We start from the raw sequence: 16,710 nt of genomic DNA, 5'->3' as shown, positions 1-16,710 counted from the left end.
AATTCACGCGATCAACCGCACGAGACCACTGTAAGCGCGGGCACTGACACCCGCACATGACGAAGGGCCCCACGAGGGGGCCCTTCGGAAAAACGGTCGCCGTCCGGGTGAACGTCCGGGTGGAGCGGTCAGGCGAGGAGACCGGCCGGCGGCACGGTGGGCCACCTCATGCGGATCGATCCGCCGTGCTGCCCCACGCTGACCTCGACGTCGTCGACGAGTCCGCTGATGACCGCGAGGCCCATCTCGTCCTCCTCGGTCTCCGCGTCGGCGTCGCCCGGCGCGTCACCGGGCGCCCGCTCGCCGGAGGTCGCGTGGGGCGCCTCGTCGCCGACCTCGATGGAGAACTGCTTCTCCTCCTCGATCAGCAGCACCTTCACGGGGGCCGAGATGCCGCCGTTCCGGTGCAGTCCCACGGCCCGGCTGCACGCCTCGCCGACGGCGAGTCTGACCTCGTCGAGGACGGCCTCGTCCACTCCGGCCCTGCGTGCCACCGCCGCCGCCACGAGCCGGGCGGTCCTGACGTGCTCGGGCAGCGCGCTGAAGCGGAGTTCGACGGTGGCCATGCATCCCCCTCGCGACTACGGGCGTGCTGTGGAGAGGCCGGGCCGCCGAAAGCCCGGCCCTCCTCCTGGTTCTCTTCCGCCATCCGGGCACGCGGCCCGGGAGCGGGGTGGTCAGTCGGTGGCCGCCACCGCTTCCTCGACCGAGGTGTGGATCGGGAACACCTTGGTGAGGCCGGTAATGCGGAAGATCTTGAGAATACGCTCCTGGTTGCAGACCAGGCGCAGTGAGCCCTCATGGGCACGGACGCGCTTCAGGCCGCCGACCAGCACGCCGAGTCCGGTGGAGTCGAGGAAGTCCACGCCTTCCATGTCGACGACAAGGTGGAAACTGCCGTCGTTCACCAGCTCGACCAACTGCTCGCGCAGCTTGGGCGCGGTATATACGTCGATTTCGCCACCGACCCTGACGATCGTGCGATCGCCCATGGTTTCGGTCGACAGGGACAGGTCCACGGATCCTCCAGCACCTAGCTATCGAGCGGTCGCCCTTGGGGCATCTCGGCTCAGCCCCCGGGACGGTTCGCCAGCCGCGATGGCATTCAATCACTTACCGGCAGGCGTGCACGACGCCTTGGCCCCATTGTCCGTCACGCCAGTGACACACTCGGTGCCGATGGCCAAGAATCACCGATCCGATCGACCCCCGACGGACCTCCCGTCCGGGCCCGCCCCGGGCGCGGTCCTGGACCGGCTCGCGTCCGGACCGAGCCGGGCTTCGCGCATCACTCATACGGAGCACTTGCCCCCGCGTGAGGGTCGCCATGCCGTCTGGCCGGACCGGATCCGTCCGGAGGTCCTCGCCGCCGTGCGGGCCGCGGGCGTCGAACACCCCTGGGCCCACCAGGCACGCGCCGCCGAGCACGCCCTGGACGGCGAGTCCGTCGTGGTCGCCACCGGCACCGCGTCCGGCAAGTCCCTCGCGTACCTCATGCCCGTCCTGTCCACACTCCTGGACGGCTCCGAGGCCCCGAACGGCCGTGGCGCGACCGCCCTCTACCTCGCCCCCACGAAAGCCCTCGCGGCGGACCAGTGCCGGTCCGTGAAGGAACTTTCACAACCACTGGGCCATTCGGTGCGCGCGGCCGTCCACGACGGCGACACGCCGTTCGAGGAGCGCGAGTGGATCCGTCAGTACGCCAACTACGTGCTGACCAACCCGGACATGCTGCACCGGGGCATCCTGCCGGCCCACCCCCGCTGGTCCTCCTTCCTCAAGGCGCTGAAGTACGTCGTCATCGACGAGTGCCACACCTACCGGGGCGTCTTCGGCTCGCACGTCGCCCAGGTGCTGCGGCGGCTGCGCCGCCTGTGCGCCCGCTACGGCGCCTCTCCCGTGTTCCTGCTGGCCTCCGCGACCGCCGCCGAGCCCGCGGTCGCCGCCCGCCGCCTCACCGGCGTGCCGGTCGTGGAGGTGGCCGACGACGCCTCACCGCGCGGTGAACTGGTGTTCGCCCTCTGGGAGCCGCCGCTGACCGAGCTGCACGGCGAGAAGGGCGCACCGGTCCGCCGTACGGCCACCGCCGAGGCCGCCGACCTGCTGACCGACCTCACCGTGCAGGGCATCCGCTCGGTCACCTTCGTACGCTCCCGGCGCGGCGCCGAGCTGATCTCCGTGATCGCCCAGGAGCGTCTCGCCGAGGTCGACCGCTCGCTTGCCCGGCGTGTCGCGGCGTACCGGGGCGGTTATCTCCCCGAGGAGCGCCGCGCCCTGGAACGTGCCCTGCACTCCGGCGAACTGCTCGGCCTCGCCGCGACGAACGCCCTCGAACTCGGCGTGGACGTCTCCGGCCTGGACGCCGTGGTCATCGCCGGCTATCCGGGCACCCGGGCCTCCCTGTGGCAGCAGGCCGGGCGCGCGGGGCGGTCCGGGCGGGGCGCCCTCGCCGTGCTGGTCGCCCGCGACGACCCCCTGGACACCTTCCTCGTCCACCACCCGGAGGCTCTCTTCGACCGGCCCGTGGAGTCCACCGTCCTCGACCCCGACAACCCCTACGTGCTCGCCCCGCACCTGTGCGCGGCGGCCGAGGAACTGCCGCTGACCGAGGAGGACCTGGGTCTGTTCGGCCCGGCCACCGAGGAGCTGCTCCCGCAGCTGGAGGCCGCGAAGCTGCTGCGCCGGCGGACGAAGGCCTGGCACTGGACCCGCCGGGAGCGGGCCGCCGACCTGACCGACATCCGGGGGCAGGGCGGCCGGCCGGTCCAGGTCGTCGAGGCCGGTACGGGCAGGCTGCTCGGCACGGTCGACGCGGGCGCGGCCCACACGAGCGTCCACGAGGGCGCGGTCCACCTGCACCAGGGCCTGACGTATCTCGTCTGCTCGCTCGACCTGGAGGACTCCGTCGCCCTGGTCGAACGGGCCACCCCGACGTACACGACGGTGGCCCGGGACACGACGTCGGTCTCCGTGCTGGAGACGGACACCGAGATCCCGTGGGGCGACGGCCGCCTGTGCTACGGCTCCGTCGAGGTCACCAACCAAGTGGTCTCCTTCCTGCGCCGGCGGGTCATCACCGGCGAAGTGCTGGGCGAGACGAAGCTCGACCTCCCTCCTCGTACGCTGCGCACCCGCGCGGTGTGGTGGACGGTCACCGAGGACCAGCTGGACCGGGCCCGGATCAACCCGGAGATCCTCGGTGGTGCCCTGCACGCCGCCGAGCACGCGTCGATCGGCATGCTGCCGCTCTTCGCCACCTGCGACCGCTGGGACATCGGCGGCGTCTCGGTCCCGCTGCACCCCGACACGCTGCTGCCCACGGTCTTCGTCTACGACGGCCATCCGGGCGGCGCGGGCTTCGCGGAGCGCGCCTTCCACACCGCCCGCGCCTGGCTCACCGCCACCCGCCAGGCCATCGCCTCCTGCGAGTGCGACGCCGGCTGTCCTTCCTGCATCCAGTCCCCCAAGTGCGGCAACGGCAACGAGCCCCTGCACAAGCGGGGCGCGGTACGACTCCTCACGGTGCTGCTGGAGGGCGCACCGGCGGAGAAGCCGGAGGATGCGGAGGACGCGGAGGACGCGGAGGGCACGGAGGACGCCGCGGGGGCGGCCGGAACCACTGGGGCGTAGCCGGGGGCCGACACCGGCGCCTGAGACCGATGCGGAACGCGGACCTGACTTGGAACTCGGTCCTGTTCCGGAGCCGGGCCTTGATCCGGAGCCGGGCCTTGATCCGGGATCGGGCCCTGCCCCGGAGCCAGACCCTGTTCCGGGATCAGGCTTTGATCCAATTCCGCGCTCGATCCGGAACCCGGGCCGTATCCGGAACCGAAGCCGGTCACGGCGGCCGGGCGGACCCCTGAGCCGAACCCGGCATCCCGGATCCGCCCGAGGCCGAACCCGGCATCCCGGATCCGCCCGGAGCCGGACCCGGGCGCGGAGGTTCCGCCGTACCCGCAGGCCCCGCCCTGGCCCTGATCTCCGCCGCGAACGGCCCCCGGCCCGACACCACCGACACGTCCGACACCTCGCCGGTGATCACGCACCGTACGAGCCGTGTGCCCTGCGCCCGGGCCACCCGGTCCGCCCGGGCGCAGGCCGCCGTACCGCCCCGCATCCAGTGGTCCGCCGCCGCGAGCGCCGCCAGATCCGCGCCGCCGGCCGCCCGGTGCCGGACCACGACGGCGTGTCCCAGGGCGAGGACGACGCCGGACACCACACACAGCACGGCGATCGCACCGACGCTCCAGACGGTCGCCGACCCCCGGTCGGAACACCGCGCGGGCCGCCGCCCGTCTGTCGGCCACCGCTCCCGGAACCGGGCCCTCACGTCGTCGCCCCCACCGTCTCCTCCACCGCGGCGACGGCCTCCTCCCGCAGCTCGAAGGGCAGTCCGTGCAGGACCGGGGGCCTGGCCTCGACGACCACCCGGACCTGCTCGGCCTCCCGGCTCACCGTGACTCTCGCGCCGGGCGGTGCCACCTCGCGGGTCACCTCGACGACGGCGGCAGGGGAATCCTGCCGGGCCGCCGCGCGGGCGCCCGCGCGCGCCGCGTCCACGCACTGGATCTGTGCCGCCACCACCAGCAGGCCCCAGACCAGCGTCGTCGCGAACATCACCAGCACGGGCAGCACCATGGCCGACTCCGCCGTCACGAACCCGCGGTCCGCACGCCGTTCACCCCCGGCCATCGAGTGCCTGCTGCACGATGTCCCGCAGCGCCGCGGCGACCGGTCCGCTGGTGACCACCTTGTAGAGCACGACGGAGAACGCCACCGCCGCCACGACGCCCATCGCGTACTCCGAAGTCACCATTCCGACGTCCCTCCGTGCCGTACGCACCTTGCACACCAGGGCACGCAGCCGTGCCCGTACCGCCTGATACATCTCAACCCCCGTATGGAGTAGTCGCATTGATCTCATGGGTCCTGCCGCTACCACCGGTCGTCTCCCGTCAGGCACCACCTCCTCCCAGCACCCCGCCCGCGAGTCCGATCACCACGGGCAGCACGCCGACCGCGATGAACGCGGGCAGGAAGCACAGCCCCACCGGCGCGCTGACCATGACGGCCGCCCGCCGGGCCCGTGCCGTCGCCGCGCGGGTCCACTCCGCGCGGGCCTCGGCGGCGATCCGGGCCACGGGAGCGGCCAGGGGAAGTCCGGACACATCGGCCCGCTCCAGCAGCCGGGCCAGGGGCCGGGCGCCCGGCACCGATGCCAGTCGGCGCCATGCCGCGGCCGGTTCACCGCCGAGCCGTACCTCCGCCGCGCCCCGCGCCAGCGCCTCCCCGACCGGCCCGCCCAAGGTCTCTCCAACGGCCTGCGCGGCGAGTACCGGGCCGGCGCCCGCCTCGATGCAGGCGGACAGCAGATCGGCGGCGAGCGGAAGTTGATGTCCCGCCCCGGTGGTGTCCGTCTCCCGCGCTTGCGGAGCGGCGGCCCTCTGCCGCAGGCGCCACCACCACAGTCCGGCCGCGACGGCCGGCCCCGCCACCGCTCCGGCGGGACCGCCCACCAGCACCCATCCGGCACCCGCCACGCCGGCGTACGGCAGCCAACTCCGCGCGGTACGCAGCAGCGTGAGATGCGAGGCGGTCACCGTCCGTTCCAGGGCCAGCACCTCGGCCAGTCGCCGCCGTGCTCTCCGCTCGCGCCGCGCGCGGCCCCACCACCCCACCGGCCAGGCGAGTGCGAACACCGTCCCCACCACTGCCCCCAGCCTGTGGACAAGGTCCCCGCTCATGCCGTCCCCTCCTCGGCACCCCGCATGATCCGCAGTGCCCACCACAGCCCCAGGCCCTCCAGCGCCCCGCCGGCCGCCAGACAGACCAGTCCCGACGGTGTGTGCAGCAGGATGTGCAGCGGGTCGGCGCCGAGGGCCGCACCGAGGGCCAGGCCCACGACCGGGAGCCCGGCGAGCAGCACCGCCGTCGCACGGGCGCCGGCCAGCTGGGCGCGCAGGTCGGCCCGCCGGTCCCGTTCGGCGCACAGCGCCGCTTCCAGCCGGTCGAGTCCGGCCGCGAGCCCGGCTCCCTGGTCCACCGCCACCCGCCAGCACGCGGCGAGTCCCCGCAGCCCCTCGGCACCCGGTTGCCGTGCCGCCTCCGCGAGCGCCTCCGGGACGTCCCCGCCGAAGCGCGCCGCCGCGAGCACCGTCGCCTGCATGTCACCGAGGCCGCCGGAGTCCCGCGCGGCCGGCAGCAGCGCCTCACCCGGCTGCCGTCCGGCGCGCACCTCCCCGGCGAGCGCCCCGCACAACGCGATCACCGCGTCGCCGCGGCCCTCCCTCGCACGGCGTTCCCCGGCGGCCCGCCGCACCCGCCTCAGCAAGGGCACCCCGGCCGCCCCCGCGACGACCGGCAGCAGCGACGCACCCAGCACCGCCAGCACCAGGCCGGCGGCCAACGACCACCACTCGGCCCGCAGCCGCCCGCGCGTCCGCCCCCACGCGCAAGTCACCCGGGGCCACCCCGGTGGTCCGCCACCCACCGCGCCTCCGCCGGCCAGTAACAACCTCGCCCGCCTGGCCCCGGCATGCCCGCCGCCCAGCAGCCAGGCCGCGGTCCCCAGGCACGCCACGGCCGCACCCGTCGACACCTCCGTCGTCCCGTTCATCCTCCGGTCCCCTTGTCCGGTCCGCCGGGGTTCGCGTGCTGGAGCAGCTCCCGCAGGCGCTGCCATCCCCGCTCCCGGGTGAAGGCCTGCGGGCCCCACCGCAGCGCCGGCACCGTCCGCACCAGTCCCGACGGATCCCGTTCCAGCACGTGCACCTCCGCGATCCGCCGCCGCCCGCTCCGGTCGCGTACGAGGTGCAGCACCACCGAGAGGGCTGCCGCCGCCTGGCTGTGCAGGGCGAACCGGTCGAGTCCGGCGGCCGTGCCGAGCGCCTCCAGCCGGGCCGGTACATCGGTGGCGGCGTTGGCGTGGACCGTTCCCGAGCCGTCGTGGCCCGTGTTGAGGGCGGCCAGCAGATGGACCACCTCCGGGCCGCGCACCTCACCGACGACCAGCCGGTCCGGCCGCATCCGCAGCGCCTGCCGCACCAGGTCCTCCAAGGTGACCAGGCCCGCGCCCTCCTGATTGGCGGGTCTGGTCTCCAGGCGCACGACGTGCGGATGGTCGGGCCGCAGTTCCGCCGAGTCCTCGGCCAGGACGATGCGCTCGTCCGGCCCGACCAGTCCCAGCAGCGCGCTCAGCAAGGTCGTCTTGCCGCTGCCGGTCCCCCCGCTGACGAGGAACGACAGCCGCGCGTCCAGCAGTGCCCGCAGCACGCGGTCCCCGCCCGGTGGGACCGTCCCGGCCGCCACGAGTTCGTCGAGGGTGAAGGCGCGCGGTCGTACGACCCGTAGCGACAGGCAGGTGCCGCCGACGGCCACCGGGGGCAGCACGGCGTGCAGTCTGGTCCCGTCGGGCAGCCGCGCGTCGACCCAGGGCCGGGCGTCGTCCAGGCGCCGGCCGGCCACGGCGGCGAGCCGCTGGGCGAGGCGCCGGACGGCCGTCTCGTCGGGGAAGGCCACCTCGGTCAGCTCCAGCCCTCCGCCCCGGTCCACCCAGACCCGGTCCGGCGCCGACACCAGCACGTCGGTCACCGAGGGCTCGGACATGAGCCGTTCCAGTGGTCCGCTGCCGACCAGCTCGGACCGCAGCTGCTCGGCCGCTCCGAGCACCTCGGCGTCACCGAGCACCCGTCCCTGGTCCCGCAGCGCCTGCGCCACCCGCGCGGGCGTCGGCTCGGCCCCGCTCTCGGCCAGCCACCGCCGCACCCCGTCGAGCAGGCCGGGAGGCATGACCGTTCCGCTCGTCACCGGCCTCCTCATGCCGCCCTCGCCTCCACCAGCGCCCGCTCCCAGAACTCCTTGCAGAAGCGGGCCAGCGGGCCCCGGCCCGAGGCCCCGGGCGGGCGGCCCGCCTCGTCCGGGCGCCGCAGGGCGGGCTCGGCGGGCACGTCTCCGGCGAGGGGCAGCCCGAGCAGCCGGGCCACCTCACGGTCGTCCAGCCCCGGCGCGTACGGACCGCGTACCGCCACCCGCAGATCACGCAGGACCATGCCCACGGCGGAGGCGACGCGGCCCGCCGCCGCGACGGCGCGCAGTTCCGCGGGGACCACGAGGAGCCCGAGGTCGAGCTGGGCGAGGACCTCGGCGACCCCGTCGTCGAGGCGGCGCGGCAGGTCGACCACGACGGTGCCGCCCCCGCGCCGCGCCGCGGCGAGCACCGCGCGTACGGCCCTGGGCGGTACGGCGAGACAGTCGCCGCGGTCCCAGCTGAGCACCCGCAGCGAGTGCAGTTCCGGCAGTGACTCCTCCAGGGCGCCGCCGCCGACCCGGCCGTGTGACGCGGCGAACGCCGGCCAGCGCAGCCCTTCGGCCGTCTCGCCCCCGAGGGCCACGTCGAGTCCGCCGCCCAGCGGATCGGCGTCCACGAGGAGGGTGCGCAGTCCCTCACGCGCGGAGGTGACGGCGAGCGCGCACGCGAGCGTGGACGCTCCGGCGCCGCCCCGGCCGCCGATGACACCGACGGTCAGGGCGGGCCGTCCGACGCCTTCGGCCACGTCGGCGATGCGGTCGACCAGCCACTGCTCGCCGTCGGGCAGCATCAGCACGTGGTCGGCGCCGATCTCGACGGCCCGCCGCCAGACCCCGGAGTCGTCCTGGTCGCGGCCGACCAGCACCACTCCCGGCCTGCGTGCCGCCCCGCGCACCCGTCGCGCGGCGTCGTCCCCGACCAGGACGAGCGGTGCGGCCTCCCAGCTGCCCCTTGGTTCCGGCACCGTGTGATGGACCTCCGGTGTGGCGCCGGCCGCCGCGCACAGGCGCAGCAGGTCGTCGAGGAGCCCGGCGTCCTCGGTGAGGATCAGCGGTGCGCCCGGCCGGCCTCCTCCGGTGGCCAGCGGCGGATCGTGGGTGATGGTTCCGGACACGTTCGTCCCCCTTTGCTGCATCTCTCGCGCAGCCCCTGCGGCCCCGCGATTCCCAGACGTGCGAAGAGCCGGCAAGCGGTTCTTCTTTGAACGGCCGGCGGAAACCGGCCGTACGCGACCCGCCAAACGGAACCGGGTGTGAACTCGCGGCGAGCGGGCGCGTCGGAATCACGATGCGGCGATCCGGAAAAACATGTGGATCTTGGTCGATAACTGTGGACGGGGCGGCGCCTGTGAATATCGCGGTCACCCAAACAGGTGAGTCCCGCACACCTCATGTGCGACTTCCGCAGGGCAGTCCGACGACTACCCCGGGTAACTATTCATGTCCATGACAGATAGCCGTGCGCGCGGCACCCGCACGGTGCACCAACCGCGAGGAGAATGAGGAAAACCCACCCGGACATGCGACGACCCCCGCCGGGGGGGAGAGCGGGGGTCGTCCCCACGGCCGACTCGGGGGGGGAGGAGTCGGACCGGGTTAGACACGGTCGCGAACGATCCGTGACTTCCATGGTGTACCCGAGAGCCCTCTCAGGCAAACCCACACGCCCCACCTTACGCCGAATGGGCTGCGCCTATGCTCAAGGACGTGGAAAACCACTCGATGCCCCGCACAGCCGCCTTCTTTGACCTGGACAAGACGGTCATTGCGAAGTCGAGCACGCTCACGTTCAGCAAGTCCTTCTATCAAGGCGGCCTGATCAACCGCAGGGCCGTCCTGCGCACCGCGTACTCCCAGTTCGTGTTCCTGGCCGGCGGCGCCGATCACGACCAGATGGAGCGGATGCGCAAGTACCTGTCCGCACTGTGCCGCGGCTGGAACGTCCAGCAGGTCAGGGAGATCGTCGCCGAGACCCTGCACGACCTGATCGACCCGATCATCTACGACGAGGCCGCCACCCTCATCGAGCGGCACCACACCGCGGGACGCGACGTCGTGATCGTGTCCACGTCGGGCGCCGAGGTGGTCGAGCCGATCGGCGAACTGCTCGGCGCGGACCGGGTGGTGGCCACCCGTATGGTCGTGGGCGACGACGGGTGCTTCACCGGCGAGGTGGAGTACTACGCGTACGGCCCGACCAAGGCCGAGGCGGTCCGGGAACTGGCCGAGTCGGAGGGCTACGACCTGGCCCGTTGCTACGCCTACAGCGACTCGGTGACCGATGTGCCGATGCTGGAGTCCGTGGGCCACCCGCACGCCGTGAACCCGGACCGCGCGCTGCGCCGGGAGGCCCTCGCGCGGGAGTGGCCGATCCTCGACTTCCACCGGCCGGTACGGCTCAAGCAGCGCCTCCCCGCCTTCTCCGTACCGCCGCGCCCCGCCCTGGTCGCGGCGGCCGCCATAGGCGCCGCGGCGGCCACCGCGGGCCTCGTCTGGTACGCGAGCCGGCGCCGCACGACGGCGGCCTGACCGCCTCCCGCGCGGGCCGCCCCGCCGATCGCCGGCCGCGCACGCCCCGCCGGCGCCCGTTCGGGGCGTCTTTGAGGGCAAAAGTAAAGAAGCAGAGCGAGGACTTCCGCTTGCTCCGGACCCGGAGTACAAAGGACTTAACGGCCCGCGAGACCAAGGGCATCCGCGAGGATCACCCTCACCAACGCATGTGTGGCCCCACGGACCGAGCATGAACACCGGGAACCCACGCGACGTCGACCCGTCGATTACGGGCCAGCCGCACCAGGTGACGGGCGAAGTCCCCGACCTGATGGGCACATATCGAGGACGCTTGGTAACGCGGTGGACATGCCAGCGGCGGTACGAGTATTCGTACCGCCGCATCTCTGCCGGATTCTTCTCCGGCCCCTTTTACGCGGCCCCGCGCTGGAGCGCCTCGCACACGGCCGTCGACTCGCGCGCCCCCAGTTCGACCGCGCGCCCGCAATGGGCGATCCAGGCCGCCACGCCCTCGGGGGTGCCGGAGACGTATCCTTCCAGCGCCCTGATGTAGGCCTCCTGGCCCAGCTCGGCGTGCCCGACCTCGGCCGGGCAGACCGACTTGGGGTCGAGACCGCTGCCGACCAGGACGATGCGTTCGGCCGTACGCGCGACCAGGCCGTTGTGAGAGGTGAAGGGGCGCAGCGCGAGAAGTTCGCCGTGCACGACGGCGGCCGTCACCAGCGCCGGGGCGGAACCGCCCGCGACGATCAGCTCGGACAGCCCGTCCAGCCGGCCGTGCGCCTCCGCCGCGCTCGGCAGGCCGAGCCCGATCAGGGGCTCGTCGACCGGCTCGCCCTCCTGCCGGGGACGCCCGACCCGCTCGGCCTTGTCGGCCGCCGCGACCAGGTGCAGCCGGGCCAGGACCCGCAGGGGCGACTGCCGCCAGACGGACAGCAACTGCCCCGCCTCGGCGGTCAGCCGCAGTGCCGCACCCACCATGCGGGCGTCGTCGCCGCTGAAGTCGCTGCGCCGGCGCACCTCCTCCAGGGCCCAGTCCGCGCCCGACAGCGCCGCCGAGCCACGGGCGCCGCGCAGCGCCGCCTCGGAGGTGATCTCGTTGCTGCGCCGCCGCATGACCCGGTGCCCGTAGACCCGGTCCACGGCCTTGCGCACGGACTCCACGGAGTCGGCCACTCCGGGCAGCGAGCCCAGGGCGGCGAGCGGGTCGGCGGTCGCACCTGTCGTACTCATGAGTACGACACTACGCACCCCCGGCGCCCACCCCACGAAGGAGTGGTCTTCTTCACGTCCGACTGCCACCTACAGCTACCACTCCATTACGCTTGGTGAACATGAAAATTGCTTTCGTGGGGAAGGGCGGCAGCGGGAAGACGACCCTGTCCTCCCTGTTCATCCGTCATCTCGCGGCCGTCGGCGCCCCGACCGTCGCGGTGGACGCCGACATCAACCAGCACCTCGGGGCCGCGCTGGGCCTGGACGAGGCGGAGGCGGCCGCGCTGCCCTCGCTGGGCGAGCACCTGCCGCTGATCAAGGACTATCTGCGCGGCACCAACCCGCGCATCGCGTCCGCCGAGACGATGATCAAGACCACTCCGCCCGGTGAGGGCTCCCGGCTGCTGCGGGTGTGCGAGGACAATCCGGTCTACGACGCCTGTGCGCGGCCGGTGGAACTCGACGGCGGGGCCGTCCGTTTGATGGTCACCGGCCCCTTCACCGACGCCGACCTGGGGGTCGCCTGCTACCACTCCAAGACCGGAGCGGTGGAGCTGTGTCTGAACCACCTGGTGGACGGCCCCGGCGAGTACGTCGTGGTCGACATGACGGCCGGTTCGGACTCCTTCGCCTCCGGCATGTTCACCCGCTTCGACATCACGTTCCTCGTGGCCGAGCCGACCCGGAAGGGGGTCTCCGTCTACCGCCAGTACAAGGAGTACGCCCGCGACTTCGGCGTCACCCTGAAGGTCGTCGGCAACAAGGTGCAGGGCCCGGACGACCTCGACTTCCTCCGCGCGGAGGCCGGGGAGGACCTGCTGGTGACGGTGGGCCACTCGGACTGGGTCCGGGCCATGGAGAAGGGCCGGCCGCCCCGGTTCGACCTCCTGGAGGAGCCCAACCGGCACGCGCTGCGCCTGCTGCACTCGGCCGCCGACGCGACGTACGAGTCGCGCGACCACGAGCGTTACACCCGCCAGATGGCGCACTTCCATCTGAAGAACGCCCGGTCGTGGGGCGACGAGCGCACCGGGGCCGACCTGGCGGCCCAGATCGACCCCGGTTTCGTGCTCGGCGAGAACGTCACGGCGTCCGCCTGACGCTCACCGCTTCTCGGCCGGGGCTCCGGGCACCCCCTTGGGGGCCGGTGCGGAATCGCCGGACAGGAAGGACTTCCAGCCCTTCTTCGGGGCCTCGCCGACGTCCAGCGTGCGCAGTTTCGCCAGGGTCCCCGGGTCCTGGGCGTCCAGCCAGTCCACCAACTGCCGGAAGGAGACACAGCGCACGTCGGACTTGGTGCACACCTCCTCGATGACCTCCTCGACGGCCCGCATGTAGGTGCCGCCGTTCCAGGACTCGAAGTGGTTGCCGATGATCAGGGGCGCCCTGTTGCCCTTGTAGGCCCGCTCGAAGCCCTGGAGGAGACCGTCCCGCATCTGGTCGCCCCACATCTCGTGCTTGGCGGGGTCGCCCTGGGTGGTGGTGCCGGACTGGTTGACCATGAAGTTGTAGTCCATGGTGAGCTGTTCGAAGGAGTGCCCGGGGAAGGGCACGAGCTGCATCGACAGGTCCCACAGGCCCTGCTTCTTCTTCGGCCACACCTGGTTGTTGACCCCGCTGGTGTCGTAGCGGAAGCCCAGGTCGCGGGCTGCCTTCATGAAGTTCTCCCGCCCCTCCAGGCAGGGGGTGCGGGCACCGATCAGCTCCTTGTCGTAGTCGAAGGGCAGCGGGGCCGAGTTCTTCATGCCGGTGTTGGTCTTCCAGGTCTTCACGAAGCGCTTGGCCTGGGCGATCTCGTCCTTCCACTCCGCCACCGACCATTCGCCGACCCCACCGTCGCTGCCGCAGAAGTGACCGTTGAAGTGGGTGCCGATCTCGTTGCCCTCGAGCCACGCGAGGCGCAGCTGCTTCACGGTGTCGGCGATGCCCTCCTGGTCGTTGAAGCCGATGTCGGAGCGGCCCGGGGAGTGCTGCGGCGGGCGGTACAGATCGCGTTTCTCCTCCGGCAGCAGGTACACGCCGCTCAGGAAGTACGTCATGGTCGCGTCGTTCTCCTTGGCGACCTTGCGGAAATGCGAGAAGAGCTTCTGGCCGTCCTCGCCCGCCCCGTCCCAGGAGAAGACCACGAACTGCGGGGGCTTCTCGCCGCGCTTCAGCCGCTCGGGCCGGGGCAGGTGCGGCTGTGCCCCGGTGTAGGCGGTGGAGCCGTCGCCGATCAGCCGGACGACGTTCTTCGGTGCCGGGGCCGGCTTGGCCTTCTCCTGGTCACGCGCCTGCTCGCCGGTGCCGTCGGTGCCGGTCCCGCAGCCGGCGAGCGAGGCGACGCAGACCGCGGCGATCACGGTGCCCGTGGCGATTCCGTGGGTGGCGGCCATCCGCCCACCTTCTTCCTTCTCTCGGGCCGAGTTCGATGAGGGCTTCGTCTGGTGCTGTGCCGGTCCACGCCGACAGCGCCGTCAAAGTCGCACGGAACGAAGAAGGAATTAATACGACAAGCCGATGAAATAGCCACATCACTCGCTGGAGTGATTGATTCATCCATTTGCCCGGAAAGTCTATGCCAGTCCTTTACTCTCAATTACGATCCGTTTACGGATTGTTGATGTACGAGAGAAGGGAAGCCATGTCAGCCTGCGTTCCCGCCCGCGCCGCCGACTCGGATCGGACCGAGCGCGCCCACCCGCCCCACAGCCCGCCACCGGCCGGTCCCCCGCGCCCGCGTATCGCGGGTGCCGACCTGTCGGCCTCGGTCGCGGTCTTCCTGATCGCCCTCCCGCTCTCCCTCGGCATCGCCCTCGCCACCGGAGCGCCGCTCCAGGCCGGCCTGGTCGCCGCCGCCGTGGGCGGAATCGTCGCCGGGCGGATCGGCGGCTCCCCGCTCCAGGTGAGCGGTCCCGCCGCCGGACTCACCGTCGTCACCGCCGACCTCATCCAGCAGTACGGCTGGCGGACGACCTGCGCCATCACCGTCCTCGCCGGAATCTCCCAGCTCGGCCTCGGCTGCCTGCGCGTGGCACGCGGCGCGCTCGCCGTGAGCCCCGCGATCGTGCACGGCATGCTCGCCGGCATCGGCGTCACCATCGCCGTCGCCCAGCTCCACATCGTCCTCGGCGGCACCCCCCAGAGCTCCGTCCCCGACAACCTCCTCGCCCTTCCCGCCCAGTTGGCGAACCTGCATCCCGCGGCCCTGTCGGTGAGCCTGCTGACCCTGGCCCTGCTGCTGCTCTGGCCCCGGATCCCGGGCCGCCCCGGACGTGTTCTCCGCACGGTTCCGGCAGCGCTCGTCGCCGTCGCCGGAGCCACCGCGGTCGCCGCCGCGGCCGGCCTCGTCCTGCCCAAGGTGGACCTGCCGTCCTGGCGCAACCACGCCCTGGCCGGGCTGCCCGAGGGACCCGTTCTCGGTCTCGCCGCCGCCGTGCTCACCACGACGCTGGTGTGCAGCGTGCAGTCGCTGCTCGGCGCCGTGGCCGTGGACAAGCTGGTGTCCGGCCGCCCCGGTTCCAGCCAGGTCGGGCGCTCCGACCTGGACCGTGAACTGCTCGGTCAGGGCGCGGCCAACATCGTCTCCGGCTCGCTCGGCGGGCTCCCGGTGGCCGGCGTGGCGGTCCGCAGTTCCGCGAACGTCAAAGCGGGTGCCGTGAGCCGGAACTCCACGATGCTGCACGGCGTTCTCGTAGTGATCGCCGCGCTGCTGATGGTCCCGCTCCTGGAGTTCATCCCGCTCGCCTCGCTCGCCGCCCTGGTGATGGCCGTCGGCATCCAGATGGTGTCCCTGCACCACATCCGCACGGTGACCCGCCACCGTGAAGTCCTGGTCTACGCCGTGACCACCCTCGGCGTCGTGTCCCTCGGCGTCCTGGAGGGCGTGGCACTGGGCATCGCCGTAGCCGTCGGCGTGGCCCTGCACCGGCTCACCCGCACCCGGATCACGCACGAGGAGGAGGAAGGAGTCCATCACGTACACGTACGAGGCCAGTTGACGTTCCTCGCGGTGCCACGGCTCAGCCGGGCCCTGCACCTCGTCCCCCAAGGGGCCGACGTGGTCGTGGCGTTGGACGGCTCCTTCATGGACCACGCGGCGTACGAGACGCTGCAGGACTGGCAGAGCACGCACACCGCGCGAGGCGGCACCGTCGAGATCACCGGCCGCCGCGCCGGGGTCCGGATCGCCGAACCCGCCGCCCTCTCCTTCGGGCACCCGCCCGACGGGAGCGAGGAGGCCGGCACCTCCGACGCCGACTGCCGCTGCCGGCCCTGGACGGCCTGGCGCAACCACCAGTGCGAACGCCCACGGCCGGGCGGTGACCCACGGCCGGGCGGGACCGACGGAACGGAGGGGGCGGACGGAACGGACGGAGCCGCCGAAGGCGCACCGGAGCCGGCCGAAACCGGCGGACACGAACTGAGGCGCGGCATCAGCGCGTTCCAGCGCAACACCGCTCCGCTGGTGCGCGGTGAGCTGGCCCGGCTGGCACGCGAGGGACAGCGGCCCGGACAGCTGTTCCTGACCTGTACCGACTCCCGGGTGATCACCTCGATGATCACGTCCAGTGGTCCGGGAGACCTGTTCGTGGTGCGCAATGTCGGCAACCTCGTGCCACCGCCCGGCGCGGAGAGCGGCGACGACTCGGTGGCGGCCGCCATCGAGTACGCCGTGGAGATGCTGGCGGTCCGGTCGATCACGGTGTGCGGGCACTCGGGGTGCAGTGCGATGCAGGCGCTGCTCGACACCGAGCCGGACGGCGCCCGCACACCGCTGAGACGCTGGCTGCGGCACGGCCGGCCGAGCCTGCGACGCATGGGCGACGGCAGCCTGCCTCCGTCGCGGCTGGCCGGGCGGACCCCCACCGACGCGGTCGAGCAGCTCTGCCTGACGAACGTGGTGCAGCAGCTGGAGCATCTGCGCGCCCATGAATCGGTGGCCCGGGCCATGAAGGACGGGGCCCTGGAACTGCACGGCATGTACTTCCACGTGGGTGAGGCCCAGGCGTATCTCCTCACCGAGCGGGACGGGGAGAAGGTGTTCGACCGGGTCCGTTCCCCGGACCTGGCGATGTGAAGCGACCCGTCCGGGTGTGAGAGGCGTTACACACCTTGAACCGGCTTACGCCGGGCCCCGTGGGAAGAGGTGTCGCACACCGCGCCACTCCACCTGACAGGTCTAAACCAATTTCCCGT

15 protein-coding genes are annotated in these 16,710 nt (G+C 72.5%); 4 read left to right on the top strand and 11 right to left on the bottom strand.

Features of this window, described 5'->3' with window-relative positions; all coding sequences use genetic code 11:
* Nucleotides 1-128: 128 nt before the first annotated feature.
* Nucleotides 129-566, bottom strand: a complete 438-nt coding sequence (locus tag ACZ62B_RS36100) for an ATP-binding protein (RefSeq protein ID WP_469693664.1) — start codon at nucleotides 564-566, stop codon at nucleotides 129-131.
* Nucleotides 567-677: 111 nt separating this feature from the next.
* The gene (gene bldG / locus ACZ62B_RS36095) at nucleotides 678-1,019 is read right to left on the bottom strand and encodes an anti-sigma factor antagonist BldG (RefSeq protein WP_003991900.1); all 342 of its coding nucleotides are present in this window, start codon (nucleotides 1,017-1,019) and stop codon (nucleotides 678-680) included.
* Between the two features lie 79 nt (nucleotides 1,020-1,098).
* Between bldG and ACZ62B_RS36090 the strand changes: the two genes are divergently transcribed.
* Entirely contained in the window at nucleotides 1,099-3,630 is a 2,532-nt protein-coding gene (locus tag ACZ62B_RS36090) for a DEAD/DEAH box helicase (RefSeq protein WP_469693662.1), read from the top strand.
* 208 nt (nucleotides 3,631-3,838) lie between these two features.
* Here ACZ62B_RS36090 and ACZ62B_RS36085 read toward each other — a convergent pair whose 3' ends face one another.
* The 7 genes from ACZ62B_RS36085 to ssd all read right to left on the bottom strand — a co-directional run bounded on the left by ACZ62B_RS36085 (nucleotide 3,839) and on the right by ssd (nucleotide 8,942).
* Nucleotides 3,839-4,330: an Rv3654c family TadE-like protein gene (locus ACZ62B_RS36085; protein ID WP_469693660.1), complete on the bottom strand. Its 492-nt coding sequence runs from the start codon at nucleotides 4,328-4,330 to the stop codon at nucleotides 3,839-3,841.
* On the bottom strand, nucleotides 4,327-4,692 hold the full coding sequence (locus tag ACZ62B_RS36080) for a TadE family type IV pilus minor pilin (protein WP_344567327.1): 366 nt from the start codon (nucleotides 4,690-4,692) through the stop codon (nucleotides 4,327-4,329). Before ACZ62B_RS36080 ends, ACZ62B_RS36085 begins: the two co-directional genes overlap by 4 nt.
* Nucleotides 4,679-4,888: a DUF4244 domain-containing protein gene (locus ACZ62B_RS36075; RefSeq protein WP_344567329.1), complete on the bottom strand. Its 210-nt coding sequence runs from the start codon at nucleotides 4,886-4,888 to the stop codon at nucleotides 4,679-4,681. The genes ACZ62B_RS36080 and ACZ62B_RS36075 overlap by 14 nt, the downstream gene beginning before the upstream one ends.
* 67 nt (nucleotides 4,889-4,955) lie before the next feature.
* Entirely contained in the window at nucleotides 4,956-5,744 is a 789-nt protein-coding gene (locus ACZ62B_RS36070) for a type II secretion system F family protein (RefSeq protein WP_469693657.1), read from the bottom strand.
* Nucleotides 5,741-6,616, bottom strand: a complete 876-nt coding sequence (locus tag ACZ62B_RS36065; protein ID WP_344567333.1) for a type II secretion system F family protein — start codon at nucleotides 6,614-6,616, stop codon at nucleotides 5,741-5,743. Before ACZ62B_RS36065 ends, ACZ62B_RS36070 begins: the two co-directional genes overlap by 4 nt.
* Nucleotides 6,613-7,818, bottom strand: coding sequence for a TadA family conjugal transfer-associated ATPase (locus ACZ62B_RS36060; protein WP_344567335.1), 1,206 nt, complete (start codon nucleotides 7,816-7,818; stop codon nucleotides 6,613-6,615). Before ACZ62B_RS36060 ends, ACZ62B_RS36065 begins: the two co-directional genes overlap by 4 nt.
* On the bottom strand, nucleotides 7,815-8,942 hold the full coding sequence (gene ssd, locus ACZ62B_RS36055; RefSeq protein ID WP_469693655.1) for a septum site-determining protein Ssd: 1,128 nt from the start codon (nucleotides 8,940-8,942) through the stop codon (nucleotides 7,815-7,817). Before ssd ends, ACZ62B_RS36060 begins: the two co-directional genes overlap by 4 nt.
* 559 nt (nucleotides 8,943-9,501) lie before the next feature.
* Between ssd and ACZ62B_RS36050 the strand changes: the two genes are divergently transcribed.
* Nucleotides 9,502-10,335, top strand: a complete 834-nt coding sequence (locus tag ACZ62B_RS36050) for an HAD family hydrolase (protein WP_073936685.1) — start codon at nucleotides 9,502-9,504, stop codon at nucleotides 10,333-10,335.
* Between the two features lie 393 nt (nucleotides 10,336-10,728).
* On the opposite strand, the gene ACZ62B_RS36045 is transcribed toward ACZ62B_RS36050, so the two are convergent.
* Nucleotides 10,729-11,550, bottom strand: a complete 822-nt coding sequence (locus ACZ62B_RS36045; protein WP_469693653.1) for a Fic family protein — start codon at nucleotides 11,548-11,550, stop codon at nucleotides 10,729-10,731.
* A 101-nt stretch (nucleotides 11,551-11,651) separates the two neighbouring features.
* On the opposite strand from ACZ62B_RS36045, the gene ACZ62B_RS36040 reads away from it, so the two are divergent.
* Complete coding sequence (locus ACZ62B_RS36040; protein WP_344567342.1) at nucleotides 11,652-12,632, top strand: ATP-binding protein; 981 nt, start codon at nucleotides 11,652-11,654, stop codon at nucleotides 12,630-12,632.
* Nucleotides 12,633-12,635: 3 nt separating this feature from the next.
* Here the strand turns inward: ACZ62B_RS36040 and ACZ62B_RS36035 are convergent, their stop codons facing one another.
* A complete protein-coding gene (locus ACZ62B_RS36035) occupies nucleotides 12,636-13,907 on the bottom strand; it encodes a polysaccharide deacetylase family protein (RefSeq protein WP_469693651.1) in 1,272 nt (423 codons plus the stop codon).
* A 248-nt stretch (nucleotides 13,908-14,155) separates the two neighbouring features.
* On the opposite strand from ACZ62B_RS36035, the gene ACZ62B_RS36030 reads away from it, so the two are divergent.
* Nucleotides 14,156-16,591, top strand: a complete 2,436-nt coding sequence (locus ACZ62B_RS36030; RefSeq protein ID WP_469693649.1) for a bifunctional SulP family inorganic anion transporter/carbonic anhydrase — start codon at nucleotides 14,156-14,158, stop codon at nucleotides 16,589-16,591.
* Nucleotides 16,592-16,710 lie beyond the last annotated feature (119 nt).

The organism is Streptomyces sp. NPDC053426, assembly GCF_055585405.1.
This window is presented reverse-complemented; position numbering and strand designations above follow the sequence as displayed.